The 19075-nt window shown below is 40.4% G+C and carries 17 protein-coding genes; 11 read left to right on the forward strand and 6 right to left on the reverse strand.

Annotated features, from left to right (window positions below):
* Window positions 1–464: 464 nt before the first annotated feature.
* The 9 genes from CWC17_RS17260 (at window position 465) to CWC17_RS17300 (ending at window position 9735) form a co-directional block, all read left to right on the forward strand.
* Window positions 465–1421, forward strand: coding sequence for an AAA family ATPase (locus CWC17_RS17260; protein WP_029773481.1), 957 nt, complete (start codon window positions 465–467; stop codon window positions 1419–1421).
* A gap of 3 nt (window positions 1422–1424) precedes the next feature.
* Window positions 1425–2369, forward strand: coding sequence for a DUF58 domain-containing protein (locus CWC17_RS17265; RefSeq protein WP_138614281.1), 945 nt, complete (start codon window positions 1425–1427; stop codon window positions 2367–2369).
* A gap of 2 nt (window positions 2370–2371) precedes the next feature.
* Complete coding sequence (locus tag CWC17_RS17270; RefSeq protein ID WP_138541730.1) at window positions 2372–2806, forward strand: DUF4381 domain-containing protein; 435 nt, start codon at window positions 2372–2374, stop codon at window positions 2804–2806.
* Entirely contained in the window at window positions 2799–3785 is a 987-nt protein-coding gene (locus CWC17_RS17275; RefSeq protein WP_138541731.1) for a vWA domain-containing protein, read from the forward strand. Before CWC17_RS17270 ends, CWC17_RS17275 begins: the two co-directional genes overlap by 8 nt.
* The gene (locus CWC17_RS17280) at window positions 3785–5695 is read left to right on the forward strand and encodes a vWA domain-containing protein (protein ID WP_138614283.1); all 1911 of its coding nucleotides are present in this window, start codon (window positions 3785–3787) and stop codon (window positions 5693–5695) included. Before CWC17_RS17275 ends, CWC17_RS17280 begins: the two co-directional genes overlap by 1 nt.
* Window positions 5689–7353, forward strand: a complete 1665-nt coding sequence (locus tag CWC17_RS17285; RefSeq protein ID WP_138614286.1) for a BatD family protein — start codon at window positions 5689–5691, stop codon at window positions 7351–7353. The genes CWC17_RS17280 and CWC17_RS17285 overlap by 7 nt, the downstream gene beginning before the upstream one ends.
* A 63-nt stretch (window positions 7354–7416) precedes the next feature.
* Window positions 7417–7974, forward strand: a complete 558-nt coding sequence (locus CWC17_RS17290) for a sigma-70 family RNA polymerase sigma factor (protein ID WP_039972214.1) — start codon at window positions 7417–7419, stop codon at window positions 7972–7974.
* Window positions 7974–8726 (forward strand): DUF3379 family protein, encoded by a 753-nt coding sequence (locus CWC17_RS17295; protein WP_138541734.1) that lies wholly within the window; start codon window positions 7974–7976, stop codon window positions 8724–8726. The genes CWC17_RS17290 and CWC17_RS17295 overlap by 1 nt, the downstream gene beginning before the upstream one ends.
* Window positions 8727–8889: 163 nt before the next feature.
* Window positions 8890–9735: a Tim44 domain-containing protein gene (locus CWC17_RS17300; RefSeq protein WP_138541735.1), complete on the forward strand. Its 846-nt coding sequence runs from the start codon at window positions 8890–8892 to the stop codon at window positions 9733–9735.
* Between the two features lie 114 nt (window positions 9736–9849).
* Here the strand turns inward: CWC17_RS17300 and CWC17_RS17305 are convergent, their stop codons facing one another.
* The 4 genes from CWC17_RS17305 to CWC17_RS17320 all read right to left on the reverse strand — a co-directional run bounded on the left by CWC17_RS17305 (window position 9850) and on the right by CWC17_RS17320 (window position 13791).
* Window positions 9850–11040: an amino acid aminotransferase gene (locus CWC17_RS17305; protein ID WP_055014030.1), complete on the reverse strand. Its 1191-nt coding sequence runs from the start codon at window positions 11038–11040 to the stop codon at window positions 9850–9852.
* Between the two features lie 80 nt (window positions 11041–11120).
* Entirely contained in the window at window positions 11121–11780 is a 660-nt protein-coding gene (locus tag CWC17_RS17310) for a GAF domain-containing protein (RefSeq protein WP_138614288.1), read from the reverse strand.
* A 56-nt stretch (window positions 11781–11836) separates the two neighbouring features.
* Window positions 11837–13486 carry a SpoIIE family protein phosphatase gene (locus CWC17_RS17315; protein WP_055017183.1) on the reverse strand — a complete coding sequence of 550 codons (1650 nt, stop codon included), beginning with the start codon at window positions 13484–13486 and terminating at the stop codon, window positions 11837–11839.
* On the reverse strand, window positions 13486–13791 hold the full coding sequence (locus tag CWC17_RS17320; protein WP_004587319.1) for an STAS domain-containing protein: 306 nt from the start codon (window positions 13789–13791) through the stop codon (window positions 13486–13488). The genes CWC17_RS17315 and CWC17_RS17320 overlap by 1 nt, the downstream gene beginning before the upstream one ends.
* 129 nt (window positions 13792–13920) lie before the next feature.
* On the opposite strand from CWC17_RS17320, the gene CWC17_RS17325 reads away from it, so the two are divergent.
* Window positions 13921–14250: an SUI1 family translation initiation factor gene (locus CWC17_RS17325; protein WP_138614290.1), complete on the forward strand. Its 330-nt coding sequence runs from the start codon at window positions 13921–13923 to the stop codon at window positions 14248–14250.
* A gap of 12 nt (window positions 14251–14262) precedes the next feature.
* Here the strand turns inward: CWC17_RS17325 and CWC17_RS17330 are convergent, their stop codons facing one another.
* Window positions 14263–17277: a bifunctional diguanylate cyclase/phosphodiesterase gene (locus CWC17_RS17330; protein WP_171042108.1), complete on the reverse strand. Its 3015-nt coding sequence runs from the start codon at window positions 17275–17277 to the stop codon at window positions 14263–14265.
* Between the two features lie 359 nt (window positions 17278–17636).
* On the opposite strand from CWC17_RS17330, the gene CWC17_RS17335 reads away from it, so the two are divergent.
* On the forward strand, window positions 17637–18794 hold the full coding sequence (locus tag CWC17_RS17335; RefSeq protein WP_138614292.1) for a chorismate mutase: 1158 nt from the start codon (window positions 17637–17639) through the stop codon (window positions 18792–18794).
* Window positions 18795–18847: 53 nt separating this feature from the next.
* Here the strand turns inward: CWC17_RS17335 and CWC17_RS19455 are convergent.
* Window positions 18848–19075: hypothetical protein (locus CWC17_RS19455; protein WP_349654493.1), on the reverse strand; the 228-nt coding region annotated here is incomplete at its 5' end.

Raw genomic sequence — 19075 nt, forward strand, 5'->3', positions numbered from 1 at the left:
AAATTTGTTCAAACTAGGGGCTATTTAATCGCGGCGCGAGGTTTGTAACCTAGTGGGCTAAGTAAAAGCCGAGCAACAAAGAGTAAATAGCCTCTAGTAAGAACCCTTTGGGCAGCGCCTGTTTGGCATTAATGCTACGTTATCGCCCAATTATGGGGAATAACCACACTACATAGGCTCTGCCTTGCCTAAATACCAAACAGGCTGCTGCAAATTTAACCTTGAAAGATCAACAGACCCTAAAGATATACACATAGTGCTTAATATTGACTACCACAATAGGCTTTTTTACGCGTTTTTACAAAGATTTGTGGTACGCTAAAAACCGTTAAAAAATAACGAACTATTTTTAAAAATACAGTCTAACTCTTGAGTTACTCACTTATAAACCTTATAACTAGGTCAGTATTAATCACCTAAAACAAATTAGGTACAAACCCAGCTGACGAGGAAGTCTATTTATTATGGCAGCTAACGCATTCAAACAATTAAAAACGTACTTAGATACACAAATTATTGGCCAGCCAGAGCTTACTCAAGCACTCCTTATTGCCATTTTAGCTGATGGGCACCTATTAGTAGAAGGCCCACCAGGGCTTGCAAAAACCCGTGCTGTTAACGCCCTTGCTAAAGGCATTGAAGGCTCGTTTCAACGCGTTCAGTTTACGCCCGACTTATTACCTGCAGATGTCACAGGCACCGATATTTACCGCCAACAAACAAGTGAATTTGTGTTTGAAAAAGGCCCTTTATTTCATAACCTTATTTTAGCCGATGAAATAAACCGTGCCCCTGCAAAAGTACAATCAGCGTTATTAGAAGCCATGGCAGAGCGCCAAGTAACGGTAGGTAAAAACACCTACCCGCTTAGCGATTTGTTTATGGTAATGGCTACCCAAAACCCGCTTGAGCAAGAAGGGACTTACCCGCTGCCAGAGGCACAATTAGACCGTTTTTTATTACATTTAAGCATTGATTACCCAGGTGCAGAGCACGAGCTGGATATACTGCGGTTAACCCGTGGTGAAGCGCTTAATGAACACCAAGCGGTAATGCAGCAAATTACCCAAAGCGACTTATTTGCCGCTCGCCAAGCTATTTTAGGGCTGTATTTAGCCGAGCCGCTTGAGCAATATTTAGTACAGCTTATTATTGCAACTCGTGAAGGGGCTAAGTTTGATGAGCAACTTGGCCGTTGGATTGAGTTTGGCGCAAGCCCCCGTGCCACCATTGCACTTGATAAATGTGCCCGTGCCCACGCTTGGTTACATGGCCGTGATTTTGTTGCACCCGATGACATTCAAGCCGTTGTACATAATGTACTGCGCCATCGTATTATTTTAAGCTACGAAGCACAGGCTGATGGCATTACTAAAGATCAGGTGATAAGCCGTATTGTTGAACTTGTAGCCGTACCCTAAGTTATGCAAACACAATTAGACTCAAAGGCGTGGCTAAAGCAAAGCTATAGCCACGGTGTAAATTTAGCGCTAAAAGAGCTTATGTATTACAAAGCAAAAGCGCAATTGCTAGAGCTTGCACCAAAAGTTAAAATTAAAAACAGTTTAGTTGGGCAATACCTTGCGCCTCACAAAGGCCGAGGCATGGAGTTTGCCGAAGTACGCCATTACCAGCAAGGCGATGACATTCGCTCTATTGACTGGCGAGTAACAGCGCGTACCGGCGAAACCCATACAAAGCTTTTTCAAGAAGAAAAAGAGCGCCCTGTGTTTGTATTTACTGATTTTTCAAACTCTATGCTATTTGGCTCAAAGCTGCTGCTTAAGTCGGTACAAGCTGCGCACATTAGCGCGCTAGTTGCGTGGTCGGCGTGTCAGCGCGGTGATAGAATTGGCGGCATTGTGTTTAACCAGCACTCGCATTTAGAACTTAAGCCAAGCGCACGCGAAAAAGCCGTTCTTAAACTTTGCCATAACCTATGCGACAACCACCAACAAGCACTTAACAATATAGACAAACAAGCCACTAACAACTTTAGCGATAATTTAAAACGCCTTAACCATTTAGCAAAACCTGGCAGCTTGGTGTATTTAGTCTCTGATTTTAATGCCCTAGATGATGCAAGCTTTAAGCAATTAGAAATTTTAAGCCGCCACTGCGAGCTGATAGGCTGTCATATAAGTGACCCATTTGAGCATCAGCTCCCTGCGTTTAAACAAACTGTAACGGTAAGTGCAAATAATCAAGACTTTGCCCTTCCACTAATGGACAGTAATTTTAGAAAACGCTTTGCAAAAAATGCCGAGCACGCATTTAGTACTCGCCTTAACCGCTTAACTAAATCAGGCCTTAATTTAATATCATTCAATGCAGCCAGCCCGCTTGAACTGCAATTAGTGAGAAAGTAACCATGCAATCCAATCCACTCGACGGCCTGCACGACATAATAGCACCAAGCCAAGTAAGTTGGTGGCCACTCGCTCCTGCTTGGTGGGTTATTATTACCCTGTTATTTATATTAATTTGTGCAGCTGCTTTTTGGTTTTACAAAAATCACAAATTTAAAAAGCCAAAACGTTACGCAATAGATTTAAGTAAAACAGAACAAAACCCGCTCACCCTTCATATTATTTTAAAGCGCCTTGTTATTGAGTATTACGACAAACGCCTAGCTGCACAGTCAACCACTAATTGGTGCAATACGCTTAATGCGTTAACAGGTTTAAGCTTTAGCGAGCAGGAAATACTCAGCCTGTATAACACCGAGCAAGCAAACAAAGAACTAACCGACAAGTTTCGCCAAGGTATTAAACAATTTAAGTTAAAGGAGTCAGTACATGTTTGAATTTAGCTGGCCCTGGTTATTTTTATTACTGCCGCTGCCTTTATTACTTTTATTATTAAAGCCAGCTGCAAGTAGCGCACAAACGCGCCTTCGCATTCCTAGCTTTGCTCAACACAATTTAGCCACACACAGCTTTGAACAAGGCACACGTAAGTTAAGTATTTTTGAATGGACTTTATGGTTATTACTGGTAACAGCGGCTGCAAACCCAACGTGGTTAGATGAGCCTATTTCATTACCTAATGAAGGACGCGATATAATGCTTGCGGTCGATTTATCAGGCTCGATGACCGAACAAGACATGGCCTACAACGGCCAATATGTTGATCGCCTCACTATGGTAAAAGCCGTATTGAGTGACTTTATAGAGCAGCGTCAAGGTGACAGGCTAGGGCTGATATTATTTGGCGATACCGCATTTTTACAAACGCCGCTAACTCGCGATGTTAAAACCGTAAGTAAAATGCTTAGCGAGTCTCAAATTGGCTTGGTAGGCCGCGCCACCGCTATTGGCGATGCGCTAGGTTTATCGGTAAAACGTTTTGCCAATAAAGATAAAAGTAACCGCATTGTGGTGCTATTAACCGATGGGCAAAACACCGCGGGTAATTTAAAACCTGAAGACGCCCTACTCCTTGCCCGCGAAGAAGGTATAAAAGTGTATACCATAGGGGTTGGCTCTGATAACCGACGCGGCTTTAGCCTTTTTAATATGGGCGGTATGAGTGGCGGCAGCTTAGATGAGAACCTATTAAAAGATATTGCTGAACAAACCGGTGGGCTATATTTTAGGGCCAAAGATGTAGCTGGACTTCAGCAAATTTACGCAGAGCTCGATAAGTTAGAGCCAATTAGCGCAGATGAGCAAACATTTCGCCCGCAAAGCTCATTGTTTTACTACCCACTACTTATTGCTATTTTGCTCATTAGTTTAAAAATACTGTTAAGCACCTTACGTGCATTAAAGGAGCCTAACTAATGGACTTTACATTTATTCGCCCCGCTGTTTTGTGGCTTTTGATACCAGCGCTGGCTTTGTTTTTTATCGCCTTTATTAAGTATAAAAAACAAAGCGCAGATAACCTAATAGCGACTCATTTGGCGCCGTTTATTATGAACGAGTCAAACACTAAAGCCAGCCAACCACTCTGGTTGGTTGCTGTATTTTGCTGTTTAGCGATTATGTTTAGTGCAGGCCCTAGCTTTGAAGAAAAACAGGTCCCTGTATTTCAAAGTAAAAGCGCTCGTGTAATTGTAATGGATATGTCGTACTCAATGTACAGTACCGATATAGCACCAAATCGTTTAATGCAATCGCGCTTTAAGGCACTCGATATGATTGAGCTGTTTAAAGAAGGCGACACGGCTTTAGTTGCTTATGCCGGCAGTGCCTATACTATTTCGCCACTTACAAACGATGCCACTACGCTTAGCAATTTAATTCCGAGTTTAAGCCCTGACATTATGCCCGATAAAGGCTCTAATGTTTTAGCTGGCCTTGATATGGCAAAGGAGCTTTTAACACAAGCAGGCTATATTGATGGCGATATAATATTAGTCACTGATGGCATAGACCAAGAAGAGCAAAGCGATATTACTAGCTTTACCAGTAATTCCTCTTATCGGCTAAATATATATGGCGTTGGCACAGAGCAAGGCGCGCCGATTAAATTACCTGAAGGCGGCTTTTTAAAAGACAGCTATGGTCAAATAGTCATTCCCACTATTAATATTAGCCGCTTAAAAAGCCTAGCGACGCGAAGTGGTGGAAAGTTTGCCCTTTACCAACCTAGCAGCAGCGACATAGCTACTTTTGCACCAAGTGCCAATAGTGAGTTATTAAAAGATGAAAAACAAAGCCATGCCCTTTGGCGTATAGACGCCGGTATATACGGGTTACTTATTTTACTGCCCTTAGGTCTTTATTTATTTAGAAGTGCAGCATTTTTAGGGGCCTTTTTGGTACTCAGCGTTTTGCCAACCCAGCAAGCAAGCGCATTAGAGCTCCCCTCTTTTTTAAAAAATACTGATCAGCAAGCACTTGATGCTTATAAAAATAAAGATTTTGAACAGGCCGCCAATGCCGACTCAAGCAGCTTAAAAGGGGCCGCATTGTACCAACAAGGTAATTTTGATGCCGCACTAGAAGCCTTTAGTAATGATAAATCAGCCACTGGTTTTTATAACTATGCCAACGCGCTTGCCAAATCAGGACAGCTAGAACAAGCCATAGATGCTTACAAACAAGCACAAACGTTACAACCTAACTTTAGCGAAGCCGCTGATAACCAAGCTTTGGTTGAGCAGTTGCTCGAGCAGCAACAGCAGCAACAGCAGCAACAGCAAGAGGGTGATTCGCAAGATAATCAGCAACAATCTGATCAAAGTGAGCAACAAAACAATCAGCAATCAGATCAAAGCCAACAAGGTGAAAATAGCGATTCTCAATCAGAGCAAAGCCAAGGCGAGCAATCACAAGATCAGCAAGGTGAGCCAAGTGATGAGTCTGACACTGAGCAAGACCAACAAAGTGCTGAGTCGGGTTCACAATCAGATAAACAAAATGAGCCAGACCTACAAACTCAGCCACAAGCTAATCAAGAGCAAAAACAGCCTGAGCAAACAAACGAAGAACAGGCTGAAAATGCTCAGCCGCAAACAGCGCAGCAGCAAACGTTAACAGATGAGCAAAAGCAAAACGCGCAACAAGCCGCGCAAGCACAAGCCCGTGAGCTCACCAACGAAGAGAAAGAAAAAGCCCAGCAGCTTAACCAGTTATTAAGAAAAGTACCGGACGATCCGGCAATTTTATTACGGAATAAAATGCAATTAGAAGCCCAAAAAAGACAATATCAACGTCGCCCTACAGGAGTAGAAAAATCATGGTAATGCGATTATTTTGCTGTTTATTGCTATTAAGTGCGATGCCATCATGGGCCGCCACCAAATTAGAGGCAAGTGTAGATAAAAACCCAGTCCTTGCTGGCGAGTTTTTTATGCTTAACATTTCAGTGGACGACACAATAAAAACCGAGCAACCCGACACCTCGGTGTTACTTAAAGACTTTGTCGTTGGGCCCACAAGTTTGAGTACGCGCACCAACATTATAAATGGCAGTATTAATAAGCAAACAACGTGGTCTGTAAAGTTAATGACCCGTAATGAGGGCGAATACACCATTCCAGCCTTTACCGTGGCCGGTTTAAGCTCGCAACCTATAAAATTAAAAGTGGCTAAACGCGCAGCCGATGCTGATAAAAATAACGATATTTTTTTAAAAACATCGCTCTCAAGTGACGCGTTGTTTGTTCAAGAAGCTGGCGTATATACGATTAAACTCTACCTAGCAAAAGAGCTACTTGATGGCAGTTTAAGTACACCAACCATGGAGGATGCCCAACTTACTCAATTAGGTAAACAAGCCGAAAGCTATGAGCTTGTAGATGGTAAACGTTATTTAGTGATCACCCGAGAATACTTACTACAACCGCAAAAAAGCGGCGTATATACGATTACAGGCCCTACGTTTCAGGGCCGTGTACAACAAAACTACCGCCAATTAGAGGTGTCTGCTTTAGGGGATGATCAGCAACTTGAGATAAAACCTATCCCAGCAAACTATAAAGGCGCATGGCTACCAAGTGAATTAGTTAATATTGATGAGCAGTGGCAACCTGATGAAAATACAGTAGAAGTTGGCACACCTATTACACGCACTATTACCTTAACCGCATTAGGGGTTACTAAAGAGCAACTGCCTGAAATTGATATGAAAACCATTGCGGGAATTCGCAGTTATCCCGACGAGGTAAAAACAAACAATGCAGTAAGAAACGGACGGGTTGTATCTCAGCAAACAGCGTCATTTGCGTTATTACCACAAAAAGCAGGTACCTACACCCTACCTGAAATAACATTGCCTTGGTATAACACCAAAATAAACCGTATTAGCTATGCTAAATTACCTGAACGTACTATAACCGTAACACCAAGCGCCAATGGTATAAACCCAAACACTGCTACAAACGACCCCCTTAATACAGGTGAGCCAAATTTGCCTGACAATAATCTAAGTAATACAGAGCAACTCAATACAGCAGTAGCCACGTCGCAAAGTGTTATTCCGCTTTGGTTAATTATTGTTGCCGTGCTGGGGTATATTTTTTGGATAATCACTGCAATTTTTTATTGGCTAAGCCGTTCTACTAATAATGAGCCAAAAAATAACAGTGCACCTGTAAATAAAGCCCAACCGCTTTCATTAAACGCGCTTAAAAATGCAGCTAAATCAAATAATCTCAATGCATTTTATAGCGAACTAAATGCGGTAGCGATTAAGCTTACGAGCAAAAAAGTGACTGCGATAGATACGTTAATACACAACATCAATAATGATGAACTGGCGACGCAGGTTAACCGTTTACAGTCAGCTCTTTATGCAAATAGCAGTGCAGATGTCGATCTTAATGCTATTATTAACATAATTGAGCAGCACCAAGTTCAACGTATAAAGTCGCAACAAGCTGTATTAAAAGACCTTTATTAACTAGTTTGATAAATTTAGGTCTTTTCATGCATTAAATAATAAATTTTAATTAAAAAAGTACTTATGCTTGGAAAGAAAAAATCAAATAATCAGGTCTTAGTTGATATGGCAGAGAAACAAAAGCGCTATGAAGCCTTGGTCCATGTATATAATAAGGAGCTTTATCGCTTTGCTTATTGGTTATGCCGTGACCCACATATTGCAGATGACCTAGTACAAGAAACGTTTTTACGTGCTTGGCGCTCGCTTGACTCATTATTGGATCAAAAAGCCGCCAAGCCGTGGCTGCTGACTATTTTGCGTAGAGAAAATGCACGTCGCTTTGAGCGCAAGCAATTTGACTACAGCGATGTAGAAAACGATACACTTGTCGATGAAACCAGTCATTCGTTAGATGATGAAATGGAACAAACGGTTATCCAACGCCAAATTGCGCTGTTATCTGATGAATACAGAGAACCCTTACTTCTGCAAGTTGTTATGGGGTGCTCTGGTGAAGAAATAGCAGAGATTCTCGATTTAAATAAAAACACGGTTATGACTCGTTTATACCGTGCCAGAAACCAACTTAAAGAGGCTTTAAGCCGTGATGATGAACAACTTAAAGGGGCATCAAAATAATGGATGAACTTGAGTTTCGTCGACGCACTATTGCGCAGCCAAACGATTTAGAAAAGGAGCTTTTAGAATTTGCTAAAGAAAGCTCTGAGCGACAAAACTTTATTAACGACATGAAAGACTTTGATAAACAAATTCAAGATGCGTTAGATGTGCCTGTGCCTGACAATCTTGCTGAGCGTATTCTTTTAAACACCTCGTTAAAAGAAAAAGCAATGCAAGAAGAGCAAGCAACTGGGGATAACGTTGTAGATGCACGCTCACGTTTTAAGTTTGACCGTGTTCACTTAGCCCTAGCCGCGTCTTTTTTTGTAGCTATTGGCGCATTCTTTTTTAGCACAGAGCAACACATTGCCCACGCAGCAGGTGAACATGCTTTAACCCATGTTTACCATGAAATTAGCGCCCTTGAAAAAACCAATGCTATTAGCCTACAAAGCGTTAACGATAAGCTTGCACTGCTAGGCGCTCATATAGAAGAGCTGCCCGGTAAGATTACTTATGCAATGTTTTGCGATTTCAAAGGAGAAAAAGGTTTGCACTTAATTTTTGAGTCAGACTTTGGCCCAATGACAGTGTTTATTGTTCCTTCTGAGAATAAGTCGTTTGGGTTTGGCGAAGATGATTTTCATGATTCTCGTTTTGCAGGGCATATTAATCGAGGTGAAAAAGCCGATACTATTTTAGTGGCAAATACCGGCGCGCCAATTAATGTGTACAACGAGCGGGTTACCAATGCTATTCGTTGGCTATAACTTTAATGTTATTTTAAAAGCGCTTAAATAAGCGCTTTTTTTGTGCCTATAAACAATTGCCACTGTTTACTTATCACTCGTTCACGTTGATTTTAAGCGTAATTTATTAAGTTCTACAACAAAGTAAATTATAATTCCTGCTCGATTTAAATTAAGGAATTTCATGAAGAACATCATCGTTATATTTTCTTTACTAGCACTACTTTGTACTGCCAGTTTTGATGTACATGCACGTAAAAAATTTGGTAGCAGCAAACGCGGCAAAACCCCAACAACTCAACAAACCGCACAAAAGCAAAAAGCTGACACGACAACACAAGCCCCGGCTACTAAAGCTAAGTCGAATAAAAAAGGCATAATGGCGGGCGTACTAGGTGGACTTTTAGCCGGTGGGTTAATTGCAGCAATGTTAGGTGATAATTTTGAAGGGTTTCAGCTATTGGAAATGATTTTATTAGCTGGAGCTGCATTTATTATATTGAAGCTTGTTATGGGCTTTATACGCGCTAAACAATCCCCGCAGCTTGCTGGCAATAATATGGGGCAAAATGCATTTAAACACGCTCAATCTGAGCAGCCTATAAATAATAGTTTTGCTCAGCAAAGTACTAGCGCAGAACAGGTGCCTTATAACTTACCACCCAATTTTGACGTAAATGGCTTTTTACAAGGTGCGCGTAGCCATTACCATACGCTACAGATAGCATGGAACAATGCTGATTATGCAACGATGGCTGAATACCTAAGCCCAGAGTTAGCACAAGAATTTAAAGCAGAACGCGAAGCGATTGAAAGTGTAGACACTGAAGTTATGTTTATAGATGCAGAGCTTGTTCGCGCCGATACAACAGCGAGCGCTTGGCAAGTAAGTATTCGCTTTAAAGGTAAGTATCGTGATTTAGGTGATAAAAAAGAAGAGCCAATTTTAGAAATTTGGCACCTTGAGCGCTCAACATCAAATGATGCACCATGGCTGATTGTTGGTGTTGAAGACTTAATTGAAAGCTAAGCTCATTTTAATACCAATCCGCATGATTCAGTGATCTATTTTGAGGAGGGGTATAAATTAAAAAAACCGCACAACCTTTGGTTAGTGCGGTTTTTTTGCTATTTAGCAGACGATTTATTTACATACGTCAGCGACAGCATTTGCAAAGTATTCAATGTTTGCATCGCTAATACCGGCTACGTTTACGCGGCTAGAACCAACAATGTATATACCGTATTCTTTTTGTAGGCGCGCAATTTGCTCTTTATTAATGCCTAAGAAAGAAAACATACCATGCTGGCGTTCAATAAACGAAAAGTCTTGCTCTATTTCTTTTGCTGCTAAGCTTTCTTTGATTAAGCTACGTAAACCATTAATACGATTACGCATTTCATCAAGCTCACTGTGCCACATTTGTGTAAGTTCTGTGCTGCTTAAAATAGTGTTTACAATGTCGGCACCGTGCGCCGGTGGCATTGAATAAATACTACGTACAACGCTTAATAGCACAGAGTTTGAAATATCTGCGGTTGCAGCGTCTTTTGCAATAATAGAACACGCACCAATACGCTCACGATATAAACCAAAGTTTTTAGAACAAGATGAACAAATAATTAGCTCTTCTACCGCATCAGCTAAAATGCGAAGCCCTCGTGCATCTTCTTCAAGTGATGAGCCAAAACCTTGATAAGCAATATCAATAAGTGGTGTAAAGCCGACTTCTTTTGCAAGCTGAGCAACGGTGTTCCATTGTGTCTCGTTTAAGTCCATACCACTTGGGTTATGACAACATGCATGAAGTAGCACAATGTCCCCTTTTGGTACTTGCTTAAGGGTGTTTATCATGTCGTCAAACAATAAGTCTTTGTTTTCGTAATCGTAGTACGGGTACTCTTTAACGTTTAAGCCTGCTGCTTCAAACAAGCTAATGTGGTTAGCCCATGTTGGTGTAGTTACCCATACTGTTGCGTCTTTATTGCAACGTTTAATAAACTCAGCCGCAACGCGAAGTGCGCCTGTGCCACCTGGCGCCTGTGCAGTGCGTACGCGGTTTGCTAAAAGCGCTTGATGCTCACCTAATAATAGGTTTTCCATTTTTTGACAGTAGTCTAAGTTACCCGCTAAACCAATGTAAGATTTGCTTGTTTCGTTTTCTAGACGAAATGCTTCAGCTTTTTTTACCGCTTTTAATACCGGTGTATTGCCTTGCTCATCTTTATAGACACCTACACCTAAATCAATTTTATTAGGGTTTGTATCTTGTTTATAGGCTGCCATAAGGCCAAGAATAGGATCTGTTGGTAATGGTTTTAATTCTGAGAACATTAGCTATCTCTTATCATTAATTAGGGGTTGGCTGTTGTAGTAAGCTTAACATAAAAGCTTACCTTCTTGGCTAGTGATATTTACACTAGAAAGTGAGGAATTTTAATGCAGCACGCAACTAATACAGCCAATGTACGGCTATCAAAAAAGTCGTTACTGAATGCCTCCGCATCAACAATACCGACGCACTCATGTTGATCATTAAACAAAGGTAAACAGGTTTCAGCTTTTACTTTAGGGTCGCACGTATAGTACTCGCCACCTTGTGCTAAATAGCTCTCAACGTTGTTAATTACACGCCCACGCTTAGATAACGCAACTTGTACATTATTACTGCCTGCTGCAAATGCATCAGTGAGAGGAAACAGTGGGCGGCTTGGCGCGCCTTGATACGCCAGTTTTAATAATTGCGAGCCTTGAGCTGTGTCAATTGCCTGATAAATACCATACCAATCGACCTGTGTTTGCTGGGCTATGTAATTAACTATATTTTGCAGGTTTGCTAGTTTTTGCTCGTTTTGTGAAGTCGCACTCACGTAATCGGTGAGCTTAAATGGCTCATCTTGTAAATAACCAAACAAACTACATGCACCGCCTTCACCAAGTTCAGGAATTTGGTACTCCCAACACACAGACGGCAACGCGCTCTGAGCAATATACTGTTCTAGCTGCTCTAGCTCTTTGGCAATTAATTGTGGGTCTATGTTTAATTGCGCAATATCAAGGTAAGAAGAAATCATTTGGCCATCCATACATCTAAAATTTTTTAGATAATACCATGGAAATTTTTTCTGAGCTATAGCAACTTATAACACAGTTCGACTTGGTTACCACTTGCGTTATACGTCACTTTTTCTGCCACTTCTTCGAGTAACGATAAGCCGCGACCAAACTCTGCGTTAAGTTCGGTACGTTTTGAAGAGTCACTTGAAAACCCCCTACCCGAGTCACAAATAATAAAGTACAAGCACAAGGTATCTGGGCAATAACGCATATCAATAATGATCATCGCCTCTTTCATTTTGCTCAGTGCTTGCTCTCTTAATTCATAGTATTTAAAAAAGCCATCGTCTTGTTTTTTTATGTCTGAATCTAGGCCTAATACACCGTGATCAAGTGCGTTGTTATATGCCTCAGAAAGCAATAAAAATATATTTGAGCGATGCGACCTAAGCCCCTCAACACTGCTTAATACATTAACAACATCATACACAGGGTCTGTGCATTTAATTTGCTGCGCATTCAAGCTAAGTGAAAAGTTAAACGCTAAATTAGAGTACGCCTCTTTGGCCTCAGGCTCTGGGGTTAGTGGCAAACAATTAAGCAGTACTAAACTTAAGTCGTCTAATTGCTCGCTACCATTGGCAAAAGTATTTACATTATCTATAACGCGCTGGCTGCTGATCATCGGCTTGCTTTTTAGTGCAGCTAAAAAGCGCTGCTCACCATAAAAAATATCAGCATCGTTGTTAGTTTCTATTATGCCGTCGGTTGAAAGCACTAAGCGGGTGTTTTTATCAACTTCTAAATTAATTAGCTCGTATTCAAATTCATCACTGTCTAAAATCCCCAGCGCCATGTGTTGCGATTCAAGCGTTTGCTTTACTTCACCATCAGTATTTATTAAGTAGGCATCGGGCAAGCCGCCTAACCAAGCTGAAATACTTTTGCCTGACGCACTGAGCTCAATAATGGTTGCCGCACAAAACATATGCTCCGGTAGTAAATTGTGCAGCAGTATATTAATTTCAGAGGCAATGTCATTCACTGCCATGCCTTTTTGCACCATAGTATAAAACACCCTAGATGCTGGCAGTGCGCCAATAGCAGCAGCTAAACCATGGCCGGTAAAATCCCCCAACATGCAATATAAATTGCCAATTGGACTTTGCGCGACTAAAAACATGTCACCGTTAAACATAGAAGCAGGAGACAGGCTAAAGTCTAAATGATCGTTAAATTTATCTTGGTTTTCGAGCGAATTATTAAAAATGTGCTCAATAATTTCGTGCTCGCGCTCTATTTGATTGCGATGATACTCAAGCAGAGTGTTCTGTTGGTGGGCTTTTTTACTTAATTCACGCGTACGGCTATGCGCCTTTATTTTTGCGTTTAAAATTACTTTTTCAAACGGCTTTTGAATAAAGTCATCTCCGCCTACTTCTAAACAACGCTCAAAGCTGTTTTGATCTTCAAGCGAAGTAATAAAAATTATAGGTAGGTAAACGTCGTTATAGCGCTGCTTTATTCGCTTTGCGGCTTCAAAGCCATCCATTACCGGCATAAGCACATCGAGTAAAACAATATCAATGGCTTCTTTTTCTAGCACTTCTAGCGCTTCGAGACCGTTAAACGCTATTGATATTTTATAGTTTTCCTCGAGCAGCATTTTTTCCAGTAAGATGCGATTAAGTGCTTGATCGTCAACAATAAGTACGTGGGTCATTAGTTAATATCAAACTTTTTGTCAAAACGTGATATTTGCAGTATTTTTTTAAGCTGAGGCTGACAGTTACTAATCTCTATGGTTTGTACTTGGCTTTCAATGGTTTTTTTCATGTTAAGCAACATACCTAGTGCAGAACTATCCATGTAGTCGGTCTCTCTTAAATCGATAATCACTTTATTTGTTTTAGGCTCAATTTGCGCATAAGCTTGGCGAAATGATTGCACTAAATTAAAGTCAAATTTACCTTTAATTTGTATCGTTAAAGTACTTTCATCAACCGATAAACTCTTTGTTAAACTCATTCTAAACTCCAATTATATTTCCTTTGATCTAAATATAACCTGTTAAAAGTATTTAGCAAAAATAAAAACACTCGCCAGTAAATTTGTTATTATTTAATACATCAATAAAAACGTTTATTTAGGTAAATTATGAGTGATGACCGCTTAGTATATTCCACCGACATGGGCCGAATTAGCCAACCAAAGGTTGAGCAAGCACCCTCGGCAAAACTATTTAAAGATGGCTTTATCCGTATCGAGCGCCAAACTAAGGGGCGAAAAGGTAAAGGTGTCATGTTGGTGGTAGGTATAGACCCAAAAGCACACGATTTAAAAAAGCTAGCCAAAACCATAAAAAGTAAAATGGGCCAAGGTGGTGCGGTAAAAGAAGGCATTATTGAGGTTCAAGGCGATGATCGCGAAAAATTAAAAGGGATTTTAGAAACCCTTAAATTTAAAGTAAAAATTGCGGGTGGTTAAACCCGCAACCTTTTATTTGCTACTAACACTATTAGGTTCATCATTTAATTTTTTGTACAACGCTGATAGCTCTTTCTCAGCAACCGGTTTGCTGTAATAAAATCCCTGCACAATATAACAATTATTATTTTGCAAAAACTCTATTTGCTCTTTGGTTTCAACCCCTTCTGCAACTACGTCTAATTTAAGTTTTTGCGCCATGGCTATAATAGCGGCGGTTATTTCCATATCATTAGGGTCGGTTGGAATATCTTTCACAAACGAGCGGTCAATTTTTAATATGTCGACCGGGAATCGTTTTAAGTAACTTAGTGACGAATAACCTGTACCAAAATCATCAATAGAAATTGAAATACCTAACGCTTTAAGTTCGTGTAACTGCGTTATAGCCGCTTCAACATTACCCATTAACATACTTTCGGTCAGCTCTAAGTGAAGTCGTTTAGGGCTTACACCTGTTTGCTTAATAATATTGCTTAACATAGGGACTAAATTAGCGTCTTTAAACTGCCGTGCCGATAAATTAATCGATACGTTGTTATCACGACCCTCTTTAGCTAAACGCACGGCAAACTCGCAAGATTGTTGTAATACCCACTCACCAAGCTCAACAATAAGCCCTGTTGCTTCAGCAATAGGAATAAACTTAGTCGGTGAAATAAGCCCTTCTATTGGGTGGAACCAACGCAGTAGCGCTTCATAACCAACTACATGTTGAGTTAATGAATTAATTTGCGGCTGATAATAAACCTCAAACTGTTTTTCTTTAATTGCATGGCGTAATTCATTTTCAATGAACAACCTTTCATTGGCAGCTGCGTTAAGCTCTTGACTATAAAAATGGTAAGTATTACGCCCTTTTGCTTTTGCCTCGTACATTGCTAAATCAGCATGCTTTAAAAGCTGATCTTCTTCTAGGCTATCGTATGGGGCCATTGTAATACCAATACTGGCGCTGACTATCACTTCGTTATTGCCAAGCTTTATAGGCACGTTAAGTGTTTTTTGAATGGTGTTTGCCACATCGCTAGCATGCTCTTGGCTTTCAATACCGCTGAGTAAAACAGCAAATTCGTCGCCACCCAAACGGGCAATAGTATCTTCAGCGCGTAACCGTGCTTTAAGACGATTAGCCACTTCAATTAACAGCTGATCCCCCGCATCATGCCCTAACGTATCGTTAATGCGCTTAAATTCATCTAAATCAAAGTAAAAAAGGGCAAATGCATAATGGCCGCGCTCAGCCAAAGCCATTGATTTACGCAGCTGCATTCTAAAAAAGGTTCGGTTTGCTAAGCCCGTTAACGTGTCAAAGTACGCAAGCTGCTCCATTTTTCGCTGGCTTTCTTTAACAAACGATATATCTTGCGCGGAGGCTACGTAACTGGTGATTTCACCGCCGTCTTCGCGAATAGGAGAAACACTTAAAGACACCCAAATAGGCTGCTTATCATTGCCTTGAATCAAGGTATCCCCCCGCCAGTAATTTCTACTACGAAGGTCGATATTGATGTCTTCGACTAAAATAGCCATCTCTGATGCAATAATATTCAAAAGTGGTGCGCGATTAAAATGGCTTTCGGGGTAGCCTGTCATTTCAAGCATTTTGGGATTTACATATTCAATCACAAAATTTTCATCCGTGATCACTACCCCAGTCCCTGAGAAAGCAACAGCTTTTGAGAGTTTGTTAGCGGCTTTTTCAGCGATTTCTTTTTCTGTAATTCGCTGATTTAACCCATCTATAAGCTTACGAATTTCTACGGTCATATCTCTGAACGAGCCGTTCAGTGTACCTATCTCATCTTTATTCTCAGGCGGGAACTCAGTTAATAATTGCCCTTTACCAAACCCAGTAACCGCATGTACTAATGTGTGTATTCTGCGAAGCACTAGCTGATACAGCGCTTGATGTAACAATAAGGCAACCAGTACCGCATAAAGCACAAACAAACCAAAAAATTTCAGTTTTAAATCTTGCAGAGCTGAGAGCGTGGATGAGCGTTTTTTATAAACCCCAATATACCAGTCTAATTTATCAATTTTACGAATATTAATAATGTGTGCTTCATCGTTTTGTACAAACGAATTAGCATACTCTGGTAATTTCATGGTAATTGCTTCATTTACAATGGCTTGCAATTGCGGATTAACAAATTCGTTTGTGGTTATGGTTTTATCTTTACTGCCATAGCTTGCTTGTAGCGCAGGATTAAGACTCGGATGTGCAAGTAGCTGACCTTTTTTATCAAATACCAGTAAATGCTTTTCTTTATCTCCAACGGGTAAGAAAGAAATCAGCGTATTTAAATCAATATCGCTGCCCGTCACACCTAAGAATTCATTGTCTACATACAAAGGAACGAGCAAACTAATGACCCATTTATGCCACACCTTATCGTAATAAACCTTAGACCAAACGGGCTCTCTGCTCGGGTTTAAATCACTTTGAACATACTTAAATGTTGCACCATTAGAACCCCTTAGTTCAGGCGGCGCGTTTAACGCCCAATTTGGAGGCGAGACACGGATGAAATCATCTTTGGTGATCATATAAAAATTAAAAAAGTCGTGAATTAGGGTTGGTGAAATAATTTTCCATAACGACTCTGAGTTATTGAAGAGGCGCTTGTAAAAAGGAGAGTAATGCTGCTGAGGAAGAAATGCAGCTGAGAGGCCATCACTTGATGCACTGCGAATAGTGCCGTCACTATTAAATTGTAATTGGGTTTTGTTAGATAAATTAATTGCTGAGCTTTCGCTAAATAGCTGCTCTGAGACAACATTATTGGCTTGCTTGGCAACAGCCGACTTTGTTTTAATTAATGCGTCAAATTGCCTGATGAGTAATTCAGTAGAGCTTTTAAGTACTTCATGCTCTTCAAAAACTAATTGTTTCTCTTCAGATTTAAGCATCAGCGCGGCAGCGCACACACCGGCAATTAAACAAATTGCAGATATAAGCAATGACAGCTTTACACTCAAAGAATTTAGTCCAAAACGCGATGGAGGGCGTCTATACACCACAGGCCAACCTTATTATTTTAGTTGTTGTTATTTTTAGCTAATACCTGAAATATACCAGATCCCTATTCATATTTATAAACTATTTGTGAATTTTATCTAAAAGTTAGCCTAGAGCTGATAATTCTTCATCATGTTTATTTAAACGGGCTTGCTGGTTGACTTTGCCGGTAACACCTCATACATTAACAGGATGAAAATTATCTTATCTTGCACGTTTTTTTCTTTTTTTAGCTTCTTTTTATAAAAGAGGCTGACCTGTTTGTGAGATAAAATCAATCGAATAGCAAAGCCTCCCATTAGGGAGGCTTTTTTGTTTTAGTTGCGCACATGCAACTTATTTTTGGAATGAGGAAACCAAAATGACCAACGACGTTTTAAACGCGCTCAGACACGACATTAATGAAATAGATTCAGATTTATTAGTGTTATTAGCCAAACGCCGCCGCATAAGCCACGGCGTAGTAGAGTATAAAATTGCTAATAATAAACCGATTCGTGATGAAGCGCGTGAACTAGCCCTATTAGAAAAGCTAATAGGTTATGGTAAATCGCTTGGTCTTGACGCGTATTATGTAAATAACGTTTTTCAGACTATTTTGGAAGACTCTGTTTTACATCAGCAAGCAATGCTGCAAAAAAACCTTAACCCAGATGCATTAAGTGAAACACATCGTGTTACTTATTTAGGTGGGCAAGGTACTTACAGTCAACTAGCATGTCATAAGTACTTTAGCCGCCGCCCTGGCAAGCTGGTCGAAATTGGCTGTAGCTCATTTGACGAAATAACAGGCAAAGTAGAAAATGGCCAAGCAGATTTTGGATTACTGCCAATAGAAAACACCAGTTCGGGCAGTATTAACGAAGTGTTTGATTTATTACAACACGCTCAAGTATCAATTGTTGGTGAAGTGACCCACAGTGTAGAGCACTGCCTACTTGCAACCCCAGATACTGAATTAAGCCAATTAACCAAAATTTATGCTCACCCTCAGCCATTTGCTCAGTGCAGTCGCTTTTTACAAGGGCTGGGGGACTTACAACATGAAACCTGTGATTCCACCTCAAGTGCCTTGCAGTCAGCATTAAACACGCCAAATAGTGCGGCTATTGGCTCAGCGCAGGCGGGTAAAAATGTGGGCCTTGAAGTGATAAAGTCAAACCTAGCTAATCAAAGCGAAAACCACAGCCGCTTTATAGTCGTTGCACGCAAGCCACTGCAGGTGTCTAAACAAATACCCACTAAAACCAGCCTCATTATGGCCACTAAACAGCAAGCAGGTTCATTGGCTGATGCGCTAATGGTGTTTAAACAACATCAAATAAACTTAGTTAAACTCGAGTCTCGTCCTGTACCGGGTAACCCGTGGGAAGAAGTGTTTTATGTGGACTTAAAGGCAAACCTTGCCGATAACCAAGTAAAACATGCCTTAGAAGAGCTAAAAGAACATACTCAATATGTACGTGTATTAGGTTGTTACCAAAGTGAATCTTTACAAGCAGTAAGTGTAAATACCTAACCTAATACGTTAATACCAAAAGGGCCTAAATAGGCCCTTTTTTAATCGCTCATTTAAAATGTTTTAAACGTATAGCCTAAGTAACTACACATTTTTAACCCTTTTATACCAATCCGCATAATTAAGTGATCTATTTTGAGGATGGATAAACATGTTGATAGCAAGGCAAAAAATTCGCTATTTAGTTGTTCTAAATGAGAATTTTTTAACGCAGATAGCGACACGTTTAGCCCCTCAAAATGATTAGATATTATTGCGGATTGGTATAAGGTATGAATATA

This window comes from Pseudoalteromonas sp. S3785, from assembly GCF_005887365.1.
GTDB lineage: Bacteria > Pseudomonadota > Gammaproteobacteria > Enterobacterales > Alteromonadaceae > Pseudoalteromonas.